Source organism: Duncaniella sp. C9, from assembly GCF_004803935.1.
In the GTDB taxonomy this organism is placed as follows: domain Bacteria; phylum Bacteroidota; class Bacteroidia; order Bacteroidales; family Muribaculaceae; genus Duncaniella; species Duncaniella muris.
On the sequence record NZ_CP039547.1, the window covers coordinates 1,424,232 to 1,448,653 of the forward strand.

Annotated in this window: 17 protein-coding genes, 3 tRNA genes and 2 pseudogenes; 8 read left to right on the top strand and 14 right to left on the bottom strand. The window is 52.7% G+C overall.

All coding sequences use genetic code 11. The features are described 5' to 3' along the window. Positions 1-13: 13 nt before the first annotated feature. The 4 genes from ilvD to E7745_RS05810 all read right to left on the bottom strand — a co-directional run bounded on the left by ilvD (position 14) and on the right by E7745_RS05810 (position 2,514). Positions 14-1,846 carry a dihydroxy-acid dehydratase gene (gene ilvD / locus E7745_RS05795; protein ID WP_136408465.1) on the bottom strand — a complete coding sequence of 611 codons (1,833 nt, stop codon included), beginning with the start codon at positions 1,844-1,846 and terminating at the stop codon, positions 14-16. Between the two features lie 188 nt (positions 1,847-2,034). After that, positions 2,035-2,106 (bottom strand) — tRNA-Glu (locus E7745_RS05800). Between the two features lie 50 nt (positions 2,107-2,156). Further along, complete coding sequence (gene rpsT, locus E7745_RS05805) at positions 2,157-2,411, bottom strand: 30S ribosomal protein S20 (RefSeq protein WP_107032264.1); 255 nt, start codon at positions 2,409-2,411, stop codon at positions 2,157-2,159. Positions 2,412-2,442: 31 nt separating this feature from the next. Next, positions 2,443-2,514, bottom strand: a tRNA-Glu gene (locus E7745_RS05810). Between the two features lie 190 nt (positions 2,515-2,704). On the opposite strand from E7745_RS05810, the gene E7745_RS05815 reads away from it, so the two are divergent. Continuing rightward, positions 2,705-3,424, top strand: a complete 720-nt coding sequence (locus E7745_RS05815; RefSeq protein WP_136408466.1) for a DNA repair protein RecO — start codon at positions 2,705-2,707, stop codon at positions 3,422-3,424. A gap of 225 nt (positions 3,425-3,649) precedes the next feature. On the opposite strand, the gene E7745_RS14810 is transcribed toward E7745_RS05815, so the two are convergent. Continuing rightward, entirely contained in the window at positions 3,650-3,799 is a 150-nt protein-coding gene (locus tag E7745_RS14810; protein WP_168182023.1) for a hypothetical protein, read from the bottom strand. A 186-nt stretch (positions 3,800-3,985) separates the two neighbouring features. On the opposite strand from E7745_RS14810, the gene E7745_RS05820 reads away from it, so the two are divergent. The 6 genes from E7745_RS05820 to E7745_RS05845 all read left to right on the top strand — a co-directional run bounded on the left by E7745_RS05820 (position 3,986) and on the right by E7745_RS05845 (position 8,796). Then, a tRNA-Pro gene (locus E7745_RS05820) sits at positions 3,986-4,058 on the top strand. A gap of 159 nt (positions 4,059-4,217) precedes the next feature. Next, a complete protein-coding gene (locus E7745_RS05825; RefSeq protein WP_123611126.1) occupies positions 4,218-4,823 on the top strand; it encodes a DUF177 domain-containing protein in 606 nt (201 codons plus the stop codon). Between the two features lie 71 nt (positions 4,824-4,894). Continuing rightward, on the top strand, positions 4,895-5,080 hold the full coding sequence (rpmF, locus tag E7745_RS05830) for a 50S ribosomal protein L32 (RefSeq protein WP_107032267.1): 186 nt from the start codon (positions 4,895-4,897) through the stop codon (positions 5,078-5,080). Between the two features lie 129 nt (positions 5,081-5,209). Then, the gene (locus E7745_RS05835; RefSeq protein ID WP_136408467.1) at positions 5,210-6,193 is read left to right on the top strand and encodes a beta-ketoacyl-ACP synthase III; all 984 of its coding nucleotides are present in this window, start codon (positions 5,210-5,212) and stop codon (positions 6,191-6,193) included. A gap of 119 nt (positions 6,194-6,312) precedes the next feature. Next, a complete protein-coding gene (gene era, locus E7745_RS05840) occupies positions 6,313-7,197 on the top strand; it encodes a GTPase Era (protein WP_136408468.1) in 885 nt (294 codons plus the stop codon). Positions 7,198-7,512: 315 nt separating this feature from the next. Next, positions 7,513-8,796: a serine dehydratase subunit alpha family protein gene (locus E7745_RS05845; RefSeq protein ID WP_136408469.1), complete on the top strand. Its 1,284-nt coding sequence runs from the start codon at positions 7,513-7,515 to the stop codon at positions 8,794-8,796. Positions 8,797-8,975: 179 nt separating this feature from the next. Here the strand turns inward: E7745_RS05845 and glgP are convergent, their stop codons facing one another. From glgP to E7745_RS05860, 3 genes are all read right to left on the bottom strand, one after another. Continuing rightward, positions 8,976-11,534: an alpha-glucan family phosphorylase gene (gene glgP / locus E7745_RS05850; RefSeq protein WP_136408470.1), complete on the bottom strand. Its 2,559-nt coding sequence runs from the start codon at positions 11,532-11,534 to the stop codon at positions 8,976-8,978. A gap of 37 nt (positions 11,535-11,571) precedes the next feature. Continuing rightward, complete coding sequence (locus E7745_RS05855; protein WP_123399516.1) at positions 11,572-13,299, bottom strand: glycosyltransferase; 1,728 nt, start codon at positions 13,297-13,299, stop codon at positions 11,572-11,574. A gap of 319 nt (positions 13,300-13,618) precedes the next feature. Beyond that, on the bottom strand, positions 13,619-14,464 hold the full coding sequence (locus tag E7745_RS05860) for an alpha/beta hydrolase (RefSeq protein WP_240740377.1): 846 nt from the start codon (positions 14,462-14,464) through the stop codon (positions 13,619-13,621). Between the two features lie 453 nt (positions 14,465-14,917). On the opposite strand from E7745_RS05860, the gene E7745_RS05865 reads away from it, so the two are divergent. Further along, positions 14,918-16,357 carry a glycoside hydrolase family 28 protein gene (locus E7745_RS05865; protein WP_136408471.1) on the top strand — a complete coding sequence of 480 codons (1,440 nt, stop codon included), beginning with the start codon at positions 14,918-14,920 and terminating at the stop codon, positions 16,355-16,357. A 408-nt stretch (positions 16,358-16,765) separates the two neighbouring features. Here E7745_RS05865 and E7745_RS05870 read toward each other — a convergent pair. From E7745_RS05870 to E7745_RS05890, 6 genes and pseudogenes are all read right to left on the bottom strand, one after another. Continuing rightward, positions 16,766-17,080: pseudogene (locus tag E7745_RS05870) on the bottom strand (alpha-L-arabinofuranosidase); the annotation flags it as partial. A gap of 215 nt (positions 17,081-17,295) precedes the next feature. Next, entirely contained in the window at positions 17,296-18,564 is a 1,269-nt protein-coding gene (locus E7745_RS05875; protein WP_124075558.1) for a SusE domain-containing protein, read from the bottom strand. A gap of 21 nt (positions 18,565-18,585) precedes the next feature. After that, complete coding sequence (locus E7745_RS05880; RefSeq protein WP_107032275.1) at positions 18,586-20,130, bottom strand: RagB/SusD family nutrient uptake outer membrane protein; 1,545 nt, start codon at positions 20,128-20,130, stop codon at positions 18,586-18,588. Positions 20,131-20,162: 32 nt separating this feature from the next. Beyond that, positions 20,163-23,060: pseudogene (locus tag E7745_RS05885) on the bottom strand (SusC/RagA family TonB-linked outer membrane protein); the annotation flags it as partial. A 12-nt stretch (positions 23,061-23,072) separates the two neighbouring features. Next, complete coding sequence (locus E7745_RS15030) at positions 23,073-23,216, bottom strand: carboxypeptidase-like regulatory domain-containing protein (protein ID WP_240740379.1); 144 nt, start codon at positions 23,214-23,216, stop codon at positions 23,073-23,075. 450 nt (positions 23,217-23,666) lie between these two features. Further along, positions 23,667-24,401 (bottom strand): YgjP-like metallopeptidase domain-containing protein, encoded by a 735-nt coding sequence (locus tag E7745_RS05890; RefSeq protein ID WP_123399874.1) that lies wholly within the window; start codon positions 24,399-24,401, stop codon positions 23,667-23,669. Positions 24,402-24,422 lie beyond the last annotated feature (21 nt).

Below are 24,422 nucleotides of genomic sequence, written 5' to 3' on the forward strand. Positions count from 1 at the left end.
GGGGCTGTGCGGATCAGTCTTCGATGTGGCGCACACCGCCTTTGTCGGCTGATGTCACCATAGAGGCATAGGCGCGGAGCGCAAGCGAGATTTTTCGGTCGCGGTCACGGGCGGTGAATGCTTTGTTGCCGTGGGCTTCCTCTTCCTTGCGGCGGTCAGCGAGCTCGCTGTCGGAGAGGCGTACATTGATGCTGCGGGCCGGGATGTCGATCTCGATTATGTCTCCGTCACGGACGAGTCCGATGTTGCCGCCGTTGGCAGCTTCCGGCGAGATGTGGCCGATCGAGAGGCCGGATGTGCCGCCTGAGAATCGTCCGTCAGTGATGAGCGCGCACTCTTTTCCGAGATGCTTGCTCTTGATATACGAGGTGGGATAGAGCATTTCCTGCATTCCGGGTCCTCCTTTGGGGCCTTCGAAGGTGATGACTACCACATCGCCGCTCTTGACCTGGTCGCGGAGTATGCCGTCGACTGCGGCTTCCTGCGAGGTAAACACTTTGGCGGGGCCGCTGAAACGGAAGATGCTTGGGTCTACGCCGGCGGTCTTTACCACGCAGCCGTCCTGGGCGATGTTGCCTTTGAGCACTGCGAGGCCTCCGTCTTTTACATAGGCATGATCCATGTCGCGGATGCAGCCGTTGGTCCGGTCTGTGTCGAGTTCGCTGTAGTAGCTCATCTGTTTGCCGAGTTCGGTGGTGCGCTTCATGCCGGGGGCGCTTTTCCAGAGTTCATCGGCCTGAGCATCGAAGTTTTTGCCTCCGATAGCGTAGCGGTCCATTGCTTCAGCAAGGGTCATGCCGTCGACACGTTTCACTTCGGGGTCTACGAGTCCGGCATCGGCGAGGATCTTCATGATCGAGAGGATGCCTCCGGCGCGGTTCACGTCCTGGATGTGGTAGTGGGAGTTGGGTGCCACTTTGCAGAGCACCGGGGTCTTGCGCGAGAGCGCGTCGATGTCATCCATCGTGAAGTCGGCGCCTGCTTCATGGGCCACGGCGAGCAGATGGAGCACTGTGTTTGTCGAGCCGCCCATCGCTATGTCGAGGGTCATGGCGTTGAGCATGGCCTGGCGTGTGGCTATATTGCGTGGGAGCACACCGGTGTCACCGTCGCGGTAGTAGGCATATGTGTTGCGCACTATCATCTCGGCCGCTTTCTTGAACAGTTGCAGGCGGTTGATGTGAGTGGCCACTACGGTTCCGTTGCCGGGGAGGGCGAGGCCGATTGCTTCGTTGAGAGAGTTCATGGAGTTGGCGGTGAACATTCCGGAGCATGATCCGCATGTTGGACAGCCTTTGCGCTCAAGTTCGGTCACGGCCTCGTCGCCTACGGTAGAGTCGGCGGCATCGATCATGATGTCGATGAGGTCCACTGCACGACCGTTGACATCGCCTGCTTCCATCGGACCGCCTGACACGAAGATGGCGGGGATGTTGAGGCGCATGGCTGCCATGAGCATTCCGGGGGTCACCTTGTCGCAGTTCGATATGCAGACCATTGCATCGGCCTTGTGGGCGTTGACCATGTATTCGATGGAGTCGGCGATCATGTCGCGCGAGGGGAGGGAATAGAGCATCCCGTCGTGGCCCATAGCGATTCCGTCGTCAATGGCGATGGTGTTGAACTCTGCCGCGAAGCATCCGAGCTTTTCGATTTCCGCTTTGACTGTCTGGCCGATATCGTGGAGATGTGTGTGGCCGGGCACGAACTGTGTGAACGAATTGACTATGGCTATGATCGGTTTGCCGAACTGCTCTTCCTTCATGCCGTTGGCGCGCCAGAGTGCGCGGGCTCCAGCCATTCGGCGTCCTTCTGTGCTTGTCGCGCTATTTAATGGGAAACTCATCGAACCTTGTTGATAATTTATTGAACTTAGCCACAAAAATACGATAATATGTTGTAAAACACAAAAAATGAGTGCTTATTTTCTGTTTAATGTGGCTATTTCCCGATAAAATGCCATTAAAACGGCTCTAAAGGGTATAAAAAAGTAAGATCATCAACGTTTATGTCGATGATCTTACTGAGATCAAGTAGCCCATAGGAGAATCGAACTCCTCTTTCAAGAATGAAAATCTTGCGTCCTAGCCGATAGACGAATGGGCCCTTTCTTAACCAAGATAGCTTGTCAGAATGGTCAAGCCTGCTGTCACCTCTTAGCCGAGCTTGGCGATGTGGTGAGCGAGCTTGCTCTTGAGGTTGGCAGCTTTGTTCTTAGAGATAGACTGCTTTGAAGCAAGGCGGTCGAGCATGGCGCCTACTTTGCGGAATGCTGATTCTGCTTCTGCTTTGTCGGTCAGTTTGCGAAGGCTGCGGACGGCGTTGCGGGCAGTCTTGGCATAGTAACGGTTGCGAAGTCTACGTGATTCGGTCTGACGAATTCTCTTGATTGACGATTTATGATTTGCCATCGGTTAATTTTATTTTCCTGATTAAGTTTAGTAGCCCATAGGAGAATCGAACTCCTCTTTCAAGAATGAAAATCTTGCGTCCTAGCCGATAGACGAATGGGCCTTCCCAAAAGCGATTGCAAAGTTAAGAAGCATTTTCGGAACTTGCAAATATTTTAAGAAATTTTTAGTATTTATTCGCGTTTTTCCTTAATTTTGCATTGAAAATGGCCCGGAAGGGACTTTTTGAGGCCATCCGGAGTGAGCCGGCTGGCTTTTACCACCTTATTAATATATAATATAGAACCGAGGAAGTGAATCTACATTTCATAGCTCTGAAAGCGACAAAACACAGCGACTCCCAGATAATTCTCACGGCTTACAGCCGCGAGCTTGGGCGTGTGGCCTTTGCGTTGCCGGCCGGGACGGGCAAGAGTGCGGCGCGCATGCGGGCGCTGACAATGCCGCTCTCGCTGGTGGAATGTGCGAGTGATCCGCGACCGGGGCGAGAGATTCTTCCGATGCGGCAGGTGGTACAGTCGATTCCCTTGGCCGAGCTGCATTCCGATCCTTTCAAGCAGATGATAGCTATGTTTGTGGCCGAGGTGCTTGCCGCTGTTCTCCAGAGCGGCGGAGCGGATGAAGGAATGTATGAATTCCTTGAGGCTGCTGTCAGGATTCTCGATGGCGCCGACTCGCGCCAGACCGCCAACTTCCATATCTGTTTTCTTTATAATCTCGGTAGGCGGCTCGGCATTGAACCTGATGTCTCGACCTACACGCAGGGCAGTCTGCTTGACATGGAAGACGGCACATGGCGCATGACGGCCCCGCTCCACCGCCGCTATCTCGGAGAGGAAGCTTCGCTCCTGGCCTGGCGTCTTTCGCGGATGACCTTCGCCAATATGCACCGCTTCCGTTTCAACCGCATGGAGCGAAACGCTATTCTTGACGGTATTCTTGAATATTTTTCAATACACTATGTGTCGATGCGTCGTCTGCATTCACTCGATATTCTGCGCTCACTGCTTTGAGTCTCCACTCTTCAAGGGCCTTGCGGTGGGTACGGTGAGTGAGGTAGCGGTTGAGGAGCATCCCGGTGGTTGAAACGAGTACCACGAGTGTCATTATCCCAATCCATAAAATGAGTGAGCGGTCGTCGATCGGAGCCATAGTGGAGGTGTGTTTTAAAGGTTTCAGACATGTTTGTTTTCTTACAACACACTTACCCCTCCGAGTGTTTGACCGTCCCAGGATTCTCATGGCTTTCCGTGGCGCCAGGCGCGTATCACCTGACGCCATCCTGCGGCAGAGCTGTGGATCTCGGCGCCCAGACGTATGACATTGTCAAAGATCATATCGTCTGCGCCGATGAAACCTGAATCTGTGATGGTGTTGGCTGAGGTCATGTCTGAGAGACTCGTGCAGTGGTTTGCAGACTGTTATTAGCCTTTGACGGTATGCAAAATTAGCGAAAAAAATCCGAAGGGACACAAAAATATGCAGTCCGGTGAAAATTTTTTTGGTGGATATTTGGAAAATGCTTACCTTTGTGGTCGCAAAAAGATGCCACGTTACACGCATTTTTAATTGTTCGGGGTGTAGCACAGTTGGCAGCGCGCCACGTTCGGGACGTGGAGGTCGGAAGTTCGAGTCTTCTCACCCCGACAAAATTGCTTCATACAAGGTTGCCGCCCTGCAGAGCAGCAACCTTGTATGGCGTAAAACAACCGCCTGTTGCAGGGAAATGCAAGGTTTTGGAAGTCATTGTTTTGATTTCTGAAACTTTTTGCCTACCTTTGCACAGTTTTTTCAATCAATACAGTCGTGGGAAAATTTTCAGAATTCCGCCTTCCGTTGAAAACCATACCTGAGGGAGTTCAAGAGTTTGAATATCACTTGGGCAAGCAGTTTTTTGTCAACATGGAAAGCGCTGACATACACGATGCCGACCTGCAGGTAAAGCTGACAGTCACCCACAAGCATGACATCTATGATCTTGCTTTCAAAGTGACAGGCACCGTCACCCTGATCTGCGACCGCTGTCTTGACGACCTGATCCAGCCCATCGAGGCCGACTATGAGATAGCCGTCAAGTATGGCGACGACTATTCGGAGACCGATGAACTCCTCATCATCCCCGAAAGCGACAACTGGCTCAACGTGTCGTATATGATCTTCGACACAGCCTCGCTCGCCATACCGGTCAAACACGTGCACCCGCTCGGCAAATGCAACCGCGCCATGAGCGCCCTGCTGCGCAAACACCGGGCAACGAAGATCGACGATGAAGACGCCGAACTCACAGACCAGCTCATGGACGAGATGGACTCGATGGATTCAGCTCCCGATTCGCCTGCCGACGAGCCGCAGCAAACCGACTCACGCTGGGACGCCCTCAAAAAACTGAGCACCGACAGCGCGGAAGACTAAAACAGCAACATAAACAGAAAAACGAGATATTTTCACATTTCATCAGCAAAACAAAAAATAATAAATAAATCATGGCACATCCTAAACGCAAGCAATCAAAGACCCGCACAGCTAAACGCCGTACTCACGACAAGGCTGTAGTTCCCACCCTGGCCCTCTGCCCCAACTGCGGCTCATGGCACCTCTATCACACCGTATGCGGTGAGTGTGGCTACTACCGCGGACGCATCGCCATCGAAAAGACCGCCGCTGTCTAAACGGAAAGGTAACAGAAATCTCGCACGGGATCGCTGACGCGGCCCGTGCGCAGACTTTTGTATCCCTACAGATTCAGACTCCCCAGCCTCGCTCCTCATCCTCAATTCCTATTAAAAAGAAATTTTGTTATGCTTAACGCTCGCATCGCCGGACTCGCGTCCTATGCCCCTGAAGATATCCTCGACAACGAAATGTTGTCGAAGATGGTTGACACCAACGATGAGTGGATCACTACCCGTGTCGGCATAAAGGAACGTCGAATCCTCCGTGAGCCCGGAAAAGGCTCCTCATATCTCGGCATCAAAGCTGTTGAGAAACTCCTCGAATCAACCGGTACAAAGCCTGAAGAAGTAGACCTTCTCATCTGTGCCACCTCAAACCCTGACTATCGTTTCCCCTCCACAGGTTCTATCATAGCTCATCAGCTCGGAATGAAAAACGCATATTCCTATGACCTCCAGGCAGCCTGCGCCGGCTTCCTCGTGGCATTGGAAGACGGCTCTGCCTATATCCGTTCCGGTCTGCGCAAAAAAGTGGTTGTAGTAGCCGCTGAAAAAATGTCGTCAATGACAAACTATCAGGACCGTGCCACCTGCCCCCTCTTCGGTGATGGTGCAGGCGCGATGCTCCTCGAACCCACTGAAGAAAACGTAGGCATTATCGACGGCGTGTTCCACGTCGACGGCGAAGGCCTCGAACACCTCTGGATGCCCGCCGGAGGCTCTGTGCTCCCCGCTTCTCACGAAACAGTCGACGCACAGCAGCACTTCGTCATCCAGGATGGCCGCAACGTCTACAAGAACGCTGTCACCGATATGCTCGACTCTTCTCTTGAAGTGATGGGCCGCAACGATCTGACTGTCGACAACATCGACTGGTTTGTCTCTCACCAGGCCAACCTCCGCATCATCGAGGCCGTAGGCTCGCGTCTCGGCATCGACAATGACAAGGTGCTTGTCAACATCGAGAAATACGGCAACACATCGGCTGCTTCAATCCCCCTCTGCCTTGACGAGCACAAAGACAAACTCAAGAAAGGCGACCGCCTGATTCTCACCGCCTTCGGTGCAGGCTTCACCTGGGGCGCAATGTATATCATCTGGGATCTCTGATCAGGCATCAGCCCGACAGATGAAACTTTTTAATAAAATAGCATCTTTTAAGGTGCTATTTTTGTTTATATTTGCAGCAGGTGATATTGCCTTATACAAACTAAACAACAGAGAAATATATGGAACATAAAGCCGGATTTGTCAATATAGTCGGCAACCCGAATGTAGGAAAGTCAACCCTGATGAACGACCTCGTCGGCGAGCGCATCAGTATCATAACCTCAAAGGCACAGACCACCCGTCACCGCATCATGGGTATCGTCAACACACCTGACTACCAGATAGTATTTTCCGACACCCCCGGAGTGCTTCAGCCGAAATACAAACTGCAGGAAAGCATGCTCAACTTCAGCGAAGGCGCTCTGGTTGACGCTGACGTGCTTGTCTACGTGACCGACGTGGTCGAGGACCCGTCTAAAAACGCCGACTTCCTCGCCAAGGTGGCCAAAGAAAAGATGCCTGTGCTTCTGGTCATCAACAAGATCGACCTTGTGAAAGCCCAGACCGAACTTGAGGAACTCACCCAGCGCTGGCAGCAGATTCTTCCGCAGGCTGAAATCTTCCCCGTCTCGGCGAAGGAACACTTCAACGTCGACAATCTTCTGAAACGTATCGTCGAACTGCTCCCCGTCTCAGCTCCCTACTTCGGAAAAGACGCGCTCACCGATAAACCGGCCCGATTCTTTGTAACCGAGATCATCCGCGAGAAAATCCTCACACTTTATGACAAGGAGATCCCTTACTCGGTGGAAGTCATCGTGGAGAAATTCGAGGAAAAGGAAAACTCAATCCACATCATGGCTGTGATCTACGTAGAACGTGACAGCCAGAAGGGCATCATCATCGGCCATCAGGGAAGCAAGATCAAAAAAGTTGGCATGGAAGCCCGCAAGGACATAGAAAAGTTCTTTGACAAGAGCGTGTTCCTCGAACTCTTTGTGAAAGTCGAACCCAACTGGCGTAACCGCGAGAACAAGCTCCGTTCGTTCGGCTATATGGAATAATCGGCAGCTCCACGTTGGGAGAGTCTATGGCATCTGCCGTACATCCTTTCAGTGGCTGCTTCAGCATTGATTCCGGTGGCGCGAAGTCTGATTTAGGCTTCGCGCCATTGGCGTATAAGGCCCCGCAGGGCGTAAAATTAGCTGTAAATTTACAGATAAGGAAAATATTATGCGCCTGATTGCTTGTAGATGCAGCCCAAATACAGTAACTTTGCTCCTGTTGAACGCAACATTTCGAGGCTGATTGGAATCCTGTTTTATTCCAGGCCGCATTAACCCATTAAATTCTGCTACCTAATTCAAGAAAAACAGTGTATGGTGAACAAGTCTGAAAGAGAGAAAATCATAGCTCTCATCAATCGCGAAGTCGTGCCGGCTATCGGGTGTACCGAGCCGGTAGCAGTGGCTTTGTGTGTGGCCAAGGCCACTGAGATCCTCGGCGCAGTCCCCGCGAAGATCGAAGTGGCCCTGAGTGGCAACATGCTTAAAAATGCAATGGGAGTCGGCATCCCCGGAACAGGAATGATAGGTCTGCCGATAGCTATGGCACTTGGTGCCTTGGTCGGCAAATCATCCTATGGGCTTGAAGTGCTCCGTGATGTCAATGACGAGGCCGTGAAGCGTGGCTGCAAGTTCATTGACGAAGGCCGTATTTCCATCAGCCATGCTGCAGACGCGCCATCGAATCTTCACATAGATGTGGTGGTGCGGGCTGAAAACGGTGACAGCGCACGTGCAGTGATCTCATGCGAGCACACTCACTTCATTCTGCTTCAGCGAAACGGCGAGACAAGCTTTGAAGAAAGCGCTGCCGGCACTGCCGCTGAAACTGCAGAGGATATCGCGCTTGACCTTGCCACAGTCTATGAATTTGCCACAGAGACTCCGCTTGACGAAATCTCCTTCATTCTTGAAGCCAAAAAACTGAACCTGGCAGCCGCGCAGACCGCACTTTCGGGTGACTACGGTCATTCGCTGGGTGCCACAATAAAAAAATCAGGACTGAAATATTACGGCGACACCCCCGTCGCACACATGATCTCATACACCTCCGCGGCTTGCGATGCCCGCATGGGGGGCGCCCCCGTGGCGGTTATGTCTAACTCAGGAAGCGGCAATCAAGGCATTACGGCTACAATGCCCGTGGTGAGCTTCGCCGCTGACATGGAAGCAAGCGAGGAGCAGACCATCCGCGCACTCGTGCTCAGCCATCTCACCAGCATCTACATCAAGCAGAGCCTTGGCCGCCTCTCGGCCCTCTGCGGTTGTGTCGTGGCTTCGACCGGAGCCTCGGCTGCTATAGTCTATCTGATGGGCGGAGGCTATGCCGAAGTCTGTGCGGCAGTCAAGAACATGGTGGCCAACCTCACAGGCATGATCTGCGACGGCGCCAAACCATCATGCGCACTGAAAATCTCATCGGGAGTCTCTACCGCCATGATGTCGGCTATGCTTGCCATGAACGGCAAGTGTGTGACATCCACCGAAGGCATTATCAGCGACGATGTTGATGCCACGATTCATAATCTGACATCAATCGGACGCGAGGCCATGACCGAGACCGACCGTCTGGTGCTGCAGATCATGACTTCAAAATAGAACGCTATATCTATTCTCATACTTATCTGAATGGTCCCTGTTTCAGCGTGGTGTTGAGGCAGGGACACCTTTTTATGCGGCAAGCCAGCGCCAGGAGCTGAAACAGACATAAAGCAAGACATCCGGCCTCCCTGACGGAAGCCGGATGTCTTTCAGATATGAGATGCGGAATCGTCTGATCAGATCCAGCGCACGAATGCGAAGTCCTGACGGTGGGGCAGGAGCGCGTTCGAGGGATACAGACGATATGAATAGCGGAACACACCCGGATCGCGGAGCTTGTCTTCAAGCTGGAAGGTAACGGTGTTTCCTTCCTTGCCCACGACCTTGAAGGGGATAGTGTCGACACGGTGTTCCTGATTGTCATGTACCTTGTCAACAACGAGTTCGAGACCGAGATCATCGGCGAGACCGTTAGCATCGATCTTGACAGTGGTGATAAACTTCTGACCGCTGTGGTTGTTGTTGTTGAGATCTTCGTTGGTGGTGATGTCAAGAACCTGGATTCCATCCCATGCGGCAGCTACTTTTTCTTTCCATGCGGCAAGCTCTTTGGCAAGTTTGTCGCCGTCGGCTGAAAGTTTTTCGAAGCGCTTCGATTCAGGGAGATAGAAGCGGTCGATGTAGTCTTCGATCATGCGCTGCATGGTGTACTGCGGAGCGATGTGACCGATCGAACGCTTGATATACTGAATCCATTCGGGAGAGTAGCCCTTGGAGTTCTTGGCGAAATAGAGAGGTATGATCTCGTTTTCGAGCATCGAGTAGATGGTTGCGGCATCAAGCTTGTCCTGCTGTCCCTGGTCAGTGTAGGTGCGCTTGTCAGTGAGAGCCCAGCCGGCCTTTTCGTCAAGACGGTAGCCTTCATACCACCAGCCGTCGAGCACTGAGAAGTTGAGCACACCGTTCATTTCGGCCTTTTCGCCTGATGTGCCCGATGCTTCGAGCGGACGGGTCGGAGTGTTGAGCCAGATGTCGACACCGGTGACAAGACGCTTCGCAACTACCATGTTGTAGTCTTCAAGGAAGATGATCTTGCCCTGGAACTGCGGCATGCGTGAGATCTCGATGATGCGCTTGATCAGGCCCTGGCCTGCTCCGTCGGCGGGGTGAGCCTTGCCTGAGAAGATGAACTGCACGGGGAACTGCTCGTTGTTGACGATGCGGGCCAGACGGTCGAGGTCAGTGAAGAGAAGGTGAGCGCGCTTGTAGGTGGCAAAGCGGCGGGCGAAGCCGATGATGAGCGCGTTGGGGTTGATCTTTTCAAGGATCTTGATGACAGCCGAGGGATCTCCCTGGTTGGCGAGCCATTTGGCCTTGAAGTCACGCTTCACGAAGTTGATGAACTTGTTTTTCATCGTGGTGCGCATTTCCCAGATCTCTTCGTCTTTGGCCTTGAAGATGCCTTCCCATGCTTTGGGATCGCTCTGGTGATCGAATACCTGCTCGCCGAGCTTTTCGGTGTAGAAAGCCTTCCATTCGCTTGCGGCCCAGGTGGGCATGTGCACACCGTTGGTGACGTAGCCAACATGGCTTTCTTCCCATGAATAGCCTTTCCATACGCCGGCAAACATTTTCTTTGACACCTCGCCGTGGAGCCAGCTTACGCCGTTGGCTTCCTGGCAGGTGTTGAGAGCGAAGACGCTCATTGAGAAGCGGTCCTGGCTGTCGGGGTTCTCGCGGCCCATGTTCATGAGGTCCTGCCAGCTGATGCCCAGACGTGCGGGGAATTCGTTGAGATATTTGTGGGCGAGGCCTTCGTCGAAATAGTCGTGGCCGGCGGGCACCGGAGTGTGTACGGTATAGAGGCTTGACGAGCGGACAAGCTCAAGAGAGGTGTTGAAGTCAAGACCGCTTTCCACGTAGTCAACGAGACGCTGGAGGTTGAGCAGAGCTGCGTGGCCTTCGTTTGCGTGGTAGATAGTGTTGCTGATGCCGAGTTTCTTGAGCGCGAGCACACCGCCGATACCGAGGAGATATTCCTGCTTGATGCGGTTTTCCCAGTCACCGCCATAGAGCTGGTGGGTGATTGAGCGATCATATTCGCTGTTCATGTCGAAGTCGGTGTCAAGCAGATAGAGCTTCATGCGGCCCACGTTCACGCGCCAGATGTGGCTGTAGATGATGCGGCCGGGATAGGGGACCTCGAGGATGAGCGGATGGCCGTTTTCATCGGTCACCTGTTCGATTGGGAGCTGGTTGAAGTTCTGGGGCTCATAGTTGGCTATCTGCTGGCCGTCTACGCTCAGTGACTGGGTGAAATAGCCGTAGCGGTAGAGGAAACCGATTGCGGTCATGTCTACGCAGCTGTCAGAAGCTTCCTTGATATAGTCGCCGGCAAGTACGCCAAGACCGCCGGAGTAGATTTTGAGGCAGTTGCAGAGGCCGTATTCCATAGAGAAGTAGGAAACGGAGGGAATGTCCTTGCGCATCGGTTTGGCCATATAGCTGTTGAACATGGCGAACACGTTCTTGATGCGGTCCATCATGTCAGCATCGTTCATGACTTCTTCCAGACGCTCGGAAGAGAGCTGCTGAAGGAGCATGACGGGATTTTCACCGGTTGCGCGCCACAGGTCGGGATCAAGATCGCGGAAGAGATTCTTGGCCGCGCTGTTCCAGACCCACCAGAGGTTGCGGGAGAGTGTTTCAAGGGGTTTCAATGCCTCAGGAAGTACGGACTTCACAGTGATGTCTCGCCATACGGGGGCATTAGTTTTGCTTACAGGCAGTTTCATATTTTTAGAAAATTGGTTTTTGTTTTTGCCAGGTCTGTCAGTCAGCATCTGAAAGCTTACGACGTGAAGCTTTTTCGATGGCCTGCTGATAGGCTGTGTCGTAATAGCGTATAAATTTCGACCAGGCTGCTTCAGACGCAGTGTTCATTGCGGCCTTGTGGATTTTCTTTGTCTCTTTTTCGCCGGCTTCTGTCAGATATTCAAGAGAGTGGGCTATGTTTTCGACTACGGAGCGATAGTTCGAGTCGCCGCGGCCTATGACATTGACGCCGCATTCGTCGAAATAGTTTTCGAAACTTTCAAGAACCCACTGGCCGAAGCCTGAAAGAGAGGTTGTCACGGTAGGGACTCCGAATGCCACGCTTTCAAGCGGTGTGTAGCCCCAGGGTTCATAATATGAGGGGAACACAGTGGCGTCAGCGCCGGGCAGGAGGTCGTAATAGCTCATGTTGAATATGCCGTCGGTGCCGTTGAGATAGCAGGGGACGTAGATGACTTCGACACGCGGATCGATCTCTGTGAATCCCAGCTGGTGCATGCGGCTGTTGACTGCGTCTGATTCCGGATTGTTGAGCCAGTGGGTGATCACAGGGTCATTAAGCGGGGCTTCATCGTTGGCCAGCGGAGCTTTTTCAAGAGTTGCGAGTCTTTCGGCGAGGTCCGCGCGGGCTTCTTTGGGCCATGCGGGCACCATTACGAATGCTATGATATTGCGGGCAGGCTTGCAGCGCTTCAGTTCGTCGCAGACGTCAAGGAAGAGGTCGAGACCTTTGTTGCGGTATTCGCAACGGCCGCTGGTGATGACTATAAATGAGTTCGGGTCAATCTTTTTGCCGGTAAGGGCCGAAGCTACAGACAGCATTTTGTCGCGGGCAGCTTTGCTGGCAGCCGGCAGTTTAGCGGCAGCCGGCACGAAGTTCTTTTCAAAACCGTTGGGAGTGACCACGTCAGGACGGCGTTCAAGCAACTGCTCGCATTCTCGGGCAGTGATCTCGCTTACGGTAGTGAACGAGTCTGCGGCATGGGCCGCTGCCTTTTCGAGCGAATGTTTGGCCTCCATGTTCAGCTCGCGGGCCATCTGGTCGCCGTTATAGCCGTCAAGATAGTCGTAGAGAGGCTTGTTGTTGCCGCAGATGCTGCGGCCGATGCTTGTGGCGTGGGTTGTGAAAACGGTGCCGACTTTCGGAAGTTTCCAGCGCACATACAGAAGCCCCATGCCGGTGGTCCATTCGTCGAAATGGGCCACTATGCGGGTCTGTTTCTTGCGTCCGCGCTTTCCGACGGGCTGTACCGGCTGGCCGAAGCCTGATTTTATTATAGATTCGATGACTACTCCGGATGCATGGGCGAAAGCGCAGCCTTCGTCATAATCGCCATAGGCATGAAGCGAATCGACGCCGAAGCGCTTCCACATTTCGCCGTAAAATTCGTCTTTTACGGCATACATGCCATCGAATTTTACAAGTACAGCGATCGGTCGTCCGGGAATTTCCCAACGGCCTACTCTTACGCTCACTCCTTCAGGAAGTTTGGCGTTGAGTGCCCAGTCGGAAAGTCCGGTGATTTTGCATTCTGAAAACCAGGGAGAAGGTGTGTCCGTGGTCCATACGTCAGGACCGATGAAGATGGTTTTGTCTTTGAATTGTTTCTGAAGAGTCTTGGCCTTCGTGGACAAGACGGTGTAGATGCCGCCAATCTTGTTGCATACCTCCCAGCTAACTTCGAAGAGGAGATCGACCTGTGGTATGGCAGGTGTTTTGTCCATTCTTAAAAATTACTATGTTGTTTTTCGTTTCAGGCTGCAAAGGTAAGCATTTTTTTCTAAATATCTGCAAGATAGACTAAAAATGGCATAGATTTTGTATTGTGGGCATTGAAAGCACGTTTGAAAGCATGTTCAAGCACATTCAGCTGTACGTTCAGCAAGCTGGTTTTGTAGACTGGTCCTATTGGCTCCCCTGTTCCTAATCTTCAGTCACCATGCTACAGCATGGTGACTGAAGATTAGGAATAGGTTAGCTCAAAAATACATCCACTCCGGCTTCACATTTGTTATTAAACAACCTCTAATACTCACGAGTAGATCACTGCCGGTTCGGGTCAAGACATATCTCGGAGTAAAGCCAATCAGATGCAAGTGAGGCTGCTTGGGCTGTGTTGCCTGTAAAGCTGTGGTCTTCGCCGTCAATGAGCCGGATAGAGGCGTTTTCAAGGTCGTGACGGAATCGCTCTCCATATGTGTATGGCACTATCCGGTCGGCTTTACCGTGTATGATGAACGTAGGGCCGGTGTAGCGGCTTGCAATCTCATAAATGGGTAGTTCGCGGGCGGCTGCAATGTAGTCGCGGCCAAGTTTCAGTCCATTTGGCATTGTTATGTATTCCGGAATATTCCACGGATCATACATGGCTCCCATAGTGTTTCCGCGCAGTGCGTCATCGCGCAATACGGCAGCAGGGGCCATCAGCACAAGTGACCTGATTTCTATGTCGCCAAGTTCTCCGGCGGTCATTGCCGCCACTACTCCGCCTTGAGAGTGTCCGAGCAATGAGATGTTTTTTGCAAAATTCTGAGTCCGGACCCATTTTATCACCGTTTTTGCGTCTTCGATTTCATTTGGCACGGTCATATTCCGGAATTCGCCGTCGCTTTTGCCGTGGCCGTTGAAATCAAATCTGACTACCCCGATGCCTTTTGCCACAAGGTCGGATGAGATGTCATCAAACAATTCTCCGTCCATGCAGCCCATAAAACCATGACAAAGTATGACTATCGGCAATTTTTGGGCTGTCTCTATCTGTGGCAGTTGCAGATGTGTGGCGAGACGCCCTACAGAGCCCTGAATGTAGAAAACGGAATCGGTCTGTGCCGACAGGCCGAGACAACATAAGACTGTGGTTATGATTAATATAATGTGCTTCATCATCATTGTCAGATGTTTTTATTCAGTTGCAGGCGATATTCTTTAGAAGTACCGCGGAAGTGTTTTTGAAGCAGGAGATGCTTCGTGAATTTTTATGACTGAGATCTGTTTTCGGCAAAGATAACAATAATCAGCCATTCTGACAAAGAAGACAAGATTTGCATAGTGAAAACAACTCAATAACAATAACGGTCAGATTATGAACAGATATATCACATCTCTGATAATTGCATTTTCGTCATTGACAGCAATCAATGCCCAGAACATCAATATTACCAATATCCCAAGTTTGACCGGGAGTTTGACAGCAGGATTTTTTTCTAAATTTTTTTCTAAATATCTGCAAGATAGACTAAAAAAGACACAGATTTTGTATTGTGGGCATTTCTGAGTAACTTTGCAGGGAAAATCACATTTCAGTCTGCTAAATTTTTTAATTTACAAATAATGTATATAACCATGAAGAAAACTTTGATGGCGCTGGCATTGGCGCTGGCATTTGTCGGCATGCCTGCAGAAGCGCAGAAAAAGGGCAAGACCCCTGACGAAGCGGCCAAGGCATGGGCCGAACTGTATCCCGAAATAGAGAAATCGATCAAGGCTCCTACTTTCCGTGAGAAAGATTATCCTCTTTTCAAATATGGCAAAAAGTCAAAGACCCAGGGCTATCTCTACACTCAGCTTATCAACAAGGTGATAGACCGCTGTTCGCGTGAAGGCGGTGGCCGAGTGGTGATTCCTGCCGGAACCTGGCTTACAGGCCCTATCACTCTCAAGAGCAATGTCAACCTCCATCTTGAAGAGGGTGCCACTCTGCTGTTCACTTCCGATCTGAAGGAGTATCCTCTGGTGCGCACTCGCTGGGAGGGCATGGACTGCTACAATTATCAGCCTATGATCTATGCCTACGAGCAGGAAAACATTGCTATCACAGGCAAGGGCACAATCGACGGCGGTGCCGAGATCGAGAACTGGTGGCGCATGTGTGGCGCGAAGAGCTACGGCTGGGAAGACGGCAAAGGCATCATCTCGCAGCGCATCGGACGTCCGCTTCTCATGGAGTGGAACGAAAAGGGTGTGCCTGTGGAGGAACGCCGCATGGGCGACGGCTACGGCATGCGTGTGCAGCTCGTCAATCCGGTCAAGTGCAAGAATGTGCTGATCGAGGATGTCACTCTGCTGCGCTCTCCGTTCTGGGTGATCCATCCGCTGCTGTGTGAGAACCTTACGGTGCGTGGCGTGCATATTCAGAATGATGGCCCCAACGGTGACGGCTGTGACCCGGAGTCATGCAAGAACGTGCTGATCGAACGCTGCTATTTCGACACCGGTGATGACTGCATCGCTATCAAGAGCGGACGTAACCGCGACGGCCGTACTGCAAACATTCCGTCAGAAAATATCATTGTGCGCAACTGCAAGATGAAAAACGGCCACGGCGGTGTGGTTGTTGGCAGCGAGATCTCAGGCGGTTTCCGCAACCTTTTTGTGGAAGACTGCGAGATGGATAGCCCTGAACTCGACCGTGTGATCCGCATCAAGACCAACAACTGCCGCGGCGGTGTGATCGAGAACATCTATGTGCGCAACGTGGAAGTGGGCCAGTGCAAGGAAGCCGTGCTGAAGATCAACCTTGTCTACGAGCCGCGCGAGATCTGCCAGCGTGACTTCAACCCGACCGTGCGCAATGTCTTCCTTGACAACGTGAACTGCCGCAAGAGCAAATATGGTGTGCGCATCGACGGTTTCGATGATATCTGCAATGTCTACAATGTAGAGGTCAAGAACTCTGTGTTCGAAGGTGTGACCGACGGAGCTTTCATGCTCAACGGCCAGACTGCCAATGTGCGTTTCTCAAACCTCAAAATCAACAGTGGAGTGCTCAAGCCTCTGAAGTAAACTGTTGACGCATCAATAAGAGGTTGCTTTTTTAACAGCCTCAAAATATAAAACAGCCTCTAAAAATTCCGGACCGGATTTCCAATGATGGAAATCCGGTCCGGTGTCATTTCTGAGTGCCGGGGTTTATCCGGCTATGGGGATGCGGCAGACGGCGAATGTCTTGGCCGGAAGAGTTAAAGTGGCGGTGTTTCCGCTTGCCGGAAGAATGGATTCCACTGGGATAATGCGGTCTGGATTCTCCAGAGTGTTGTCGCAGTCAAGGTCCGGAGTGCCGTCGGAGCGGAGGGGGGCGGAGAGGGTGATGATACGTCCGTCGGCCAGAGAGCGGCCTTTTCTCAGTTTCTGAAAATTCAGGGTGATCTCCTGCGGGCTGTCAGAGGTGTTGGCAATCTTTACAATGTAGCCGCCTTCGTTGGTCAGCCCTGTAGCCTTGTCTTTGTGAGGAGCGGCGGAAAGTCTGACGTAGTGTGGATTGCGGTCAAAGGGTCCGTCGTCAAGCAGGGCGACTGCTCCGAAACTTTCCCAGCCCATAAGGTTCTGAGGAAATTCGAAAGAGCGGTTTTTGACCATTTCGGCGTAGAGGCCGCCGTCAGCGGCATAGTTGATGTCTTCGAAGAAGAGTCCGTACATTGTCGGTTGTATTTCGGCTCCCGGATGGTCGGTGCGGATGATGAATTCTTCGGCTTGTATTGGCAGACCGGATACGATGGCGGTGAGCATTGAGCATACGGTGGTCCCGAATCTGAGTTTCATGGTGCTGGGGAATGATGTTTTGTGGGTTCGTTTCAGGCAAAGATACGAAAAATTCAAAAATATGGCCACCCGGCCTGTTCCCTGAATCGGGAATCAGGCCGGGTGGCGCTGAGATTGAAATAAGGGTGCGTTGTCAGTGGGTGTGGCCGGTGGCCACTTAGGGGCCGTTTTTTAACGTTCTGTTATTCTTCCGGAACGGAGACTGTCATTGTGCCCTCGACCGTGTCAAGGACAAAGGTCAGTTTGCCGCCTTTCCAGTTGAATGTCCAGCAGCCTTCGCCTTCCACATACTGGATGGCAGAGCCGAGAGTCATGCTGACATTGGCGTTTCCGGCAGCTGCTGCATAAGGGGTGGCACCCCAGCCGTTGAGTCCCGGATAGATGCGGAAGTAGACCTCACTTTCAGGGATATCGAAAGTAGCTTTGTAGATGCCTGTGCCACCTCTGTCGACAAGACGCCATGCTTCAAGGGCTTTTTCATTCGTGGCTGACGGTTCGGCCCAGTTGCTGGGGGTTCCGATCAGATAGACATATGTCTCTTTGAGATACTCGCCTTTCTTTGCATAAACCTTAGGGTTCTCTTTGTCTGTAAGGTCGATGGTAAAGGTTACATAGCCACCTTCCCAAGCGGCGTCAGTCATGAAGCATCCCTGGGTATAGGCAACTTCAAGAGAGGTTTCCTCATCGGTAAACTCAATCAGTTCGTTGCCACCGGATGGAGTGCCGAGGCAGACACCATCCCAGCCTGTGAGTTCGGTGTAGAAACGGAAGTACTGTTCGCCGGCAGGAACATTGAGCGAGCCGATATAGATATTTGTGCCTACGCCGGTTTCTTCGATGCTCCATTTTTCATAGGTTGTAGCATTGGCATTGTCCGGTGTAGCCCAATCGGTGTTGGTACCTACAAGATAGCAATAGCCGGGAACCTGCGGGAAGGGATTGTAGGGAGTCACGGAGGGGAGAACCACATTGTTTGACACGCAGTTGCTCGATGCGATCGATGGAATGCGGGCATTCGCGCGTACAGTCACTTTCTGCGGCTGAACGTCAGCATCTTCAAATTCATTGAAAGTATTGATGCCGAGAAGCTGGCAGATGGCGGTTGTCACGTCCTTGTCATCAAGTTCGATTGCAGTCTTGGTGGGCTGCTTGGGGGTGAGTGTGATGTAGTTGGCCTCTGTGCCGGTTTCCTCGTTGGCTTCGATGAATTCGTCGGCGAGGGTGAGGTCTACAGAGTAGGTGGTAACAACTGGGATTCCGTAGTCAGGAGCCACGGCTGTAAGTTCTACAACCTGCCCGGGGGCGAGGACAATGTTGTCGTCTTCTGCCGGAGTTGAAAGGCTGAATACCTTTTCGGCGGGTGCTACGTAGACCGGCTCCTTGTCAGCCTCACAAGAAGTGAGGGAGGCAGCGGCTACTGCAAGTGATGCTAAAATATATAACTTTTTCATTGATAGAATCGTATTATGAGATTAGTAGCCGGGGTTCTGTCCGAGGGTTGAGATGAACTGTGTGGGGATGCAATAGCGGTTGCGGTAGGCCTGGGTGTTGGAGCCGTCGGGAGTGCCGCCTTTCCATGACCATACGTAGTCAGAGCCGGCGAATTTGCCGAAGCGGATGAGGTCGGAACGGCGATGGCCTTCCCAGTAGAGCTCACACATACGTTCCTTAAGGATGTTTTCGGCAGTGAGTGAGCTGACATCACCCAGATTGGCGCGACGGCGAACGCGGTTCATCATTTCAAGACCGTTGCAGCCGGTGGCGTTGTGGAGTTCGCATTCGGCAAGCATGAGATATACGTCGGCCAGACGGAAGAGGGGATAGTCGGTGGGGTTGAACACGGTGTTGCAGTAGGGCTCATCCTGGGCTTCGTTCTTGTAGTCGGTTTCAGGGGTGTAGACATACTTGACGCACATGTAGCCCTGATTCTGGTCGCCGAGGTCTTTGATTTCGGCAGTGTAGTCGCCCTCGTACATCAGACAGCGGTCGTCACCGTCGGCAAATGCCTTGGCGAGTTCTTCGCGCACACGCGGTCCGGCCCATCCTGACACCGACACGCCGAGAGTCTTGAGCAGATCGGAGTCGCCACGGTAGCTGCCTCCTGAGAGGTAGGTGGTGCCGCCGTAGGTTGTGAGGCTGGTTGCATCCTGAGGAATGCCCCATATGATCTCGCCGTTGCCTACATATTTGTCATTAGTGGCACAGAAGAGATATTTGTAAGTAGGAGCGAGATTGTCGATTGTCTTGCGGATCTCGTTGCAGGCGTTGGCGCAGTCCTGCCAGCGGGCTTCGCCGGTGTAGACTTCGGCGTTGAGGTAGAGCTTGGCGAGCAGCATATAGCCGGCCTCGCGCGAGAGGCGTCCGTAGATCTGCTGAGAGGCGGGTACGAGGCTTGGGATGGCATCTTTGAGATCTTCCACCACGGCTTCAAAAAGCTCCTTGCTGTCATAGGTGGGAGGAGTGATGCCTACCTGTGAGTTTTCAGTAGACCAGGGGCCTCTTCCGAAGATGTCGATCATGTGGTAATATGAAAGGGCGCGGATTGTGCGGGCTTCCGCTCCGAGCACTTCGGCAGAGAGGTTGCCTGATTCGGGGAGCAGGCCTGCGTGTTTTTTGAGGTCGCGCAGGAACTGGTTGGAGATGGAGATCTGGTAGTTGAAACGCGAGAAGCATTCATAGAGCCAGTGGTTGTCAGTCGACCATGTAGAGTAAATGAGCTCGCTGAGACCTGCATCGCCCCAGTTCGAGCCGATGAGTGTTTCGTCGGTGCAGAGTTCCTGGAGGTTCCAGAGCTGGCGGGTGTAGACGCCGGCGCCGCCGTCGTCAACGGTGATGCCGCCTTCGAAAACCAGACCTCCGTAGACGCCGGCAAGTTCGTTGTAGAGATCGTCGGCGCTTGTGATCTCGGTTTTTGTTGTGGGGTTTTCCGGTTCTACATCAAGGTCGCCGACGCAGGCTGTGAAAGCAGGCGCAGAGAGGGCGATGGCACCGAAAAGTATATATTTTGAAAATGTCATGATGATTCTTCTTTATATGGGTGATGAACTGTTTAGAATGAAGCCACGATACCAAAAGAGAAGGTCACGGGGTGGGGGTAGACATTGTTGTCGATACCTGAGAAGATTTCCGGGTCAAGGCCTTTGTATTTGGTGATCACGAACGGGTTCTGGCATGCACCGTAGAGACGGAGGCGGAGATTGTTGTTGAGGAGATTGTCCCAGGTGTAGCCGAGAGTGATGTTGTCACAGCGGAGGAACGATGCGTTCTGCACAAAGTAGCTGCTGCAGGCGAGTTCGTTGGTGGTCTTTTCGAACAGATAAGAGGTGTTGTTGAGATTGGCGAGAGGCAGGGTGTTGTTGATCTCTTTCACGGAAGTGGTTGCCTGGGCGTCGTTGTAGACCCAGTTGCCGAGGCTTGAGCGGAGAGTGATGCCGAAGTCCCAGTTCTTGTAGTTGAAGGTGTTTGACCAGTTCATTGTTACTTTTGGGTCTCTGCTGTGGTAGAGGATCTTGTCAGAGGCGTTGATTTCGCCGTCGCCGTTCTGGTCAACGTAGACTCCTTCAAGGGGATTGCCGTCGGCGTCATAGACCTGTTCGTAGACGTAGAAGCTGAACGCGGGGTGGCCTACCTGGTGTTTCTGGATCTTGTTGCCTTTGCCGAGCGAGATGCCTGAATCATCGACCACGGTGTCGGCACCGTCGGCGAGACGGGTGATCTTGTTTTTGTTCCATGCCACGTTGAATGATGATGTCCAGCGGAAATCCTTGGTCACCACGGGGCGGGCTGTGATGTTGAATTCGATACCGGTGTTCTCAAGGTCGCCGAGGTTCATATTGCCGGCGTTGGAGATGTTTGATCCGGCGGGATAGGGCGACTTGGTGAGAAGGTCTTTGGTCTTACGCTTGTAGTAGTCGAGGCTACCGAGGATGCGGTTGTTGAGGAATGCGAAGTCAACGCCTGCGTTCCAGGTGTGGGTCTCTTCCCATTTGATCTCAGTGTTGTAGGCCGAGGGATAGAGAGGATAGGAGCCTGTTTCGGGGTTGCCTGTGATTGAGGGATAGACTGAGCCGCTGCCGGTCCACTGGTTGTAGACGGGGAGATAGGGGAAGTAGTCGTCACCGAGATCCTGCTGGCCGGTCACGCCGTAGCCTGCGCGGAGCTTGAGTTCGTTCATGTAGCCGCGGGCCGGTTCCATGAAGCTTTCTTCAAGAATCTTCCAGCCGAGGGCCACGGAGGGGAAGGTGCCCCAGCGGTGGTCTTTGGAGAAGCGTGAGGTTCCGTCCTGACGCACGGTGGCTGTCACGAGATATTTGTCGAGGAATGTGAAGTTGACACGGCCGAAGAACGAAACGAGCTGATGCGGGTGTATGCTGATTTCGGTCGGGTTGGCCTGGTTGCCGAGGTATTTTTCGTTTTCAGGGTCTACAACCTCATATACGCGGCTGTATTTGCGGTATTTGTTGTGAAACTTCTGCCATGAGTAACCTGCGGTCACGTCGAGGGTCGAGCTGATGTCCTTGAAGTTGTGGTTGTAGTTGAGGTAGAAGTCAAGAAGCAGGTTGGTGCGGGTCTGGAATTCATAGGTGCGTGAAACGCCGCCGTCCTTGATTATGCGTGTTGAGCCGTCTTCACGCACTGAGTAGCCGTCGTTCCAGGCTTTAGGGGTGTTCACAAAGGGGTTGTTGTAGTTTTCACCGTGCTGATAGTCGTAGCCGAGGTTGAGGTTGGCGCGGAGGTCGGTGAGGAAGGGCATCCTGAAGTCGAGCTGGAGGTTGCCGACAGACTGATAGGCCTTGCCTTTTGAGATGGCGCCCTGGTTGTCGGCTATCGGGTTGAGCGGAGCATCGGTGGAGTTGATTGTCTCGCCTGCGTCATCGGGGCCTGCGAGCACACCGCCGTTGACAAATGAGGTCCAGTAGCCGAAGAGGGGAGATCCGTCAGGGTCCTTGATGGGCAGTGTGGGGTTCATGGCTGCTGCCGCACGGAGGGTGTTGGCTCCGTAGGTGTTGGTGATGTATGCGCCTTTGAGGTTGGCGTTGACAGAGAGAAGGTCGTTGAAGAACTTGGGAGTGAGGTTGATTGACGCTGACACGCGGTCCATGTCGGTGTTCTTGACGATACCGTTGTTGTCGGTGTAGGAAACGGCCACACGGTAAGGGAGCCATTTGGCAGTGCCGCCTACGCTGAGGCTGTAGTCAGAAGAGAATGTGGTGCGAGTGAGGGCTTTCTGCCAGTCGGTGTCATAGTCGCGGATCTGTCCGTACTGAGCTGATTCTACTCCGTACTCATCGGCTATGAAGTTGCTGAACTGGCTTGCGCTCATCATGTCGAGATATTTGCGTGTGGTGTTGACATAGCCGTTCATGGTGAAGTTGATCTGCGGCTTGCCTTTTGAGCCGGTCTTGGTGGTGATGATGATGACACCGTTTGAGGCGCGGCTACCGTAGATGGCTGTTGCCGATGCGTCTTTGAGGATGGTCATCGACTCCACGTTTTCAGGCGATACGAGTGCGAGGGGGTTGGATGAACCGGTGATGCCTTTGGTGTCCATAGGCACACCGTCGATTACAATGAGAGGTGCATTTGATGCTGCGAGCGAGGCTCCGCCGCGGATCTGGATGTTGCCGCCTTCGGAGGGGTTGCCTGAAGTGGTGACAACCACACCGGGAGATGCGCCTACCAGAAGGTCTTGGGCTGAAGTGGCGAGGCCGGCTTCGATTTCCGAGGGTTTGATTGTGGCAACCGATCCGGTGGCGTCACTTTTCTTGACAACACCGTAGCCGATAGCTACGACTTCGCCGAGGAGAACTGAGTTGTCAGCTAATGTGATGTTGATTTCAGTGCGTCCGTTGACGGGGACTTCCTGGGTTTCGTAGCCCACGTAAGATACCACGAGGGTGCCGTCTGAGGGGGCGCTGATGGTGAAAAGTCCGTCAAAGTCAGTGGCTGTTCCGAGGGTTTAGCCCTTGACCACTACACTTGCGCCGATCAGAGGCTCTCCCTCTTTGTCAACTACGGAACCTTTGACCGTAATTGTCTGCGCTAAAGCGGGGAAAGCGGCGCAGAGTACCATAAAGGCTACTAACCACGCTTTCCGAGTCATTTGAAAACAAATGTTCTTCATGCACGAATTGTTTTGAAAATTAAGTAATATGATAAATCTCTAAAATTTGTTCTACGGGGTGAGTTCCGGAAGTCAGGAAAGACGCCGTCTCGTTCGCGGTCTGATGCGGGGAGCGATAAAATAAGGGGGGATGGTGATGATTTAAGGCACACTTTTTAGGATTGTAGGTTTCTTTCAATGTGTGTGCACGTCAGATTTCAGTGCCCCGGCGCAGAAAAACGGGGTGCTTTCTAAAAAATTAAAATCAAAATCCTTATTTCAATATCTCTCTACATTTAAATCATTGCATCGGTGGTATTTCCTTTATGCAATGTCCCGGAAAGGGAAGCGAAAACCGACTGTCGGAATTCGGAGACAAATATAAGTAAAAAAATTACCCCCCAATTTATTAACCAAAATTAACAGATTTTGTGTTGGCCTTCCTTAATTTCAGCGGTCAACAGGCCAGCTGAACGAGCGCAAACGTCTGAGCAATACGGTTTCACGGCCGTTGCAGTAACTGTCGCAGAGGCGGTGGAAGGCTGGAGTGTGGCCCGGTTCGGTCAGATGGGCGAGTTCGTGGCAGATGATGTAGTTGCGGAGTTCCGGATCAAGAAAGACGCAGAGGTATGACAGGCGGATGCGCCTTTGTGTAGGGAAACAGGTGCCGAGCGTGGATTTGCCGTGGGCTATTTCCCATTTGTCTACTCTCAGTCCGAAGCGCTCGGCCAGCCGACGGGCTTCAGGCAGAAGAATGTGGGGCGCGAGATGCCGTGCGGCTGTGTGCAGGCAGCGTGAGATGGCCTGCTGCAGCTCCGGCTCTTCGGGATTTCTGCCGTCAGGCAGGGTTATGATGAAGCGCAGATCTGATGCCGATGCACCTGCTGCAAGGTTTATGGCGGGGGTTGTCTGTCCGGGATTCCCGCGGGCTATGGTGGCGGTAAAGTTGTGGCAGCCGATTGTCTGTCCTACCGCATAGCGGGGCTTGGGGCGGATCGCTTCAAAGTCTGCCTTGTGCTGCTCGATGGCTCTGACTATCTCATTTTCGGTGGCATAGGCCGGTATGTTGACACGTAGTCTGCCGTTGATCCAGCGTGCTGAGAGCTTGCCTGATCCGGTGCGCTTGATCACTTTGATTTCACCGAGGGTGGGGTGTGATATTCTGAAAGTTGCCAAGTCGGGCATGGTTACTGGGCTTGATGGACA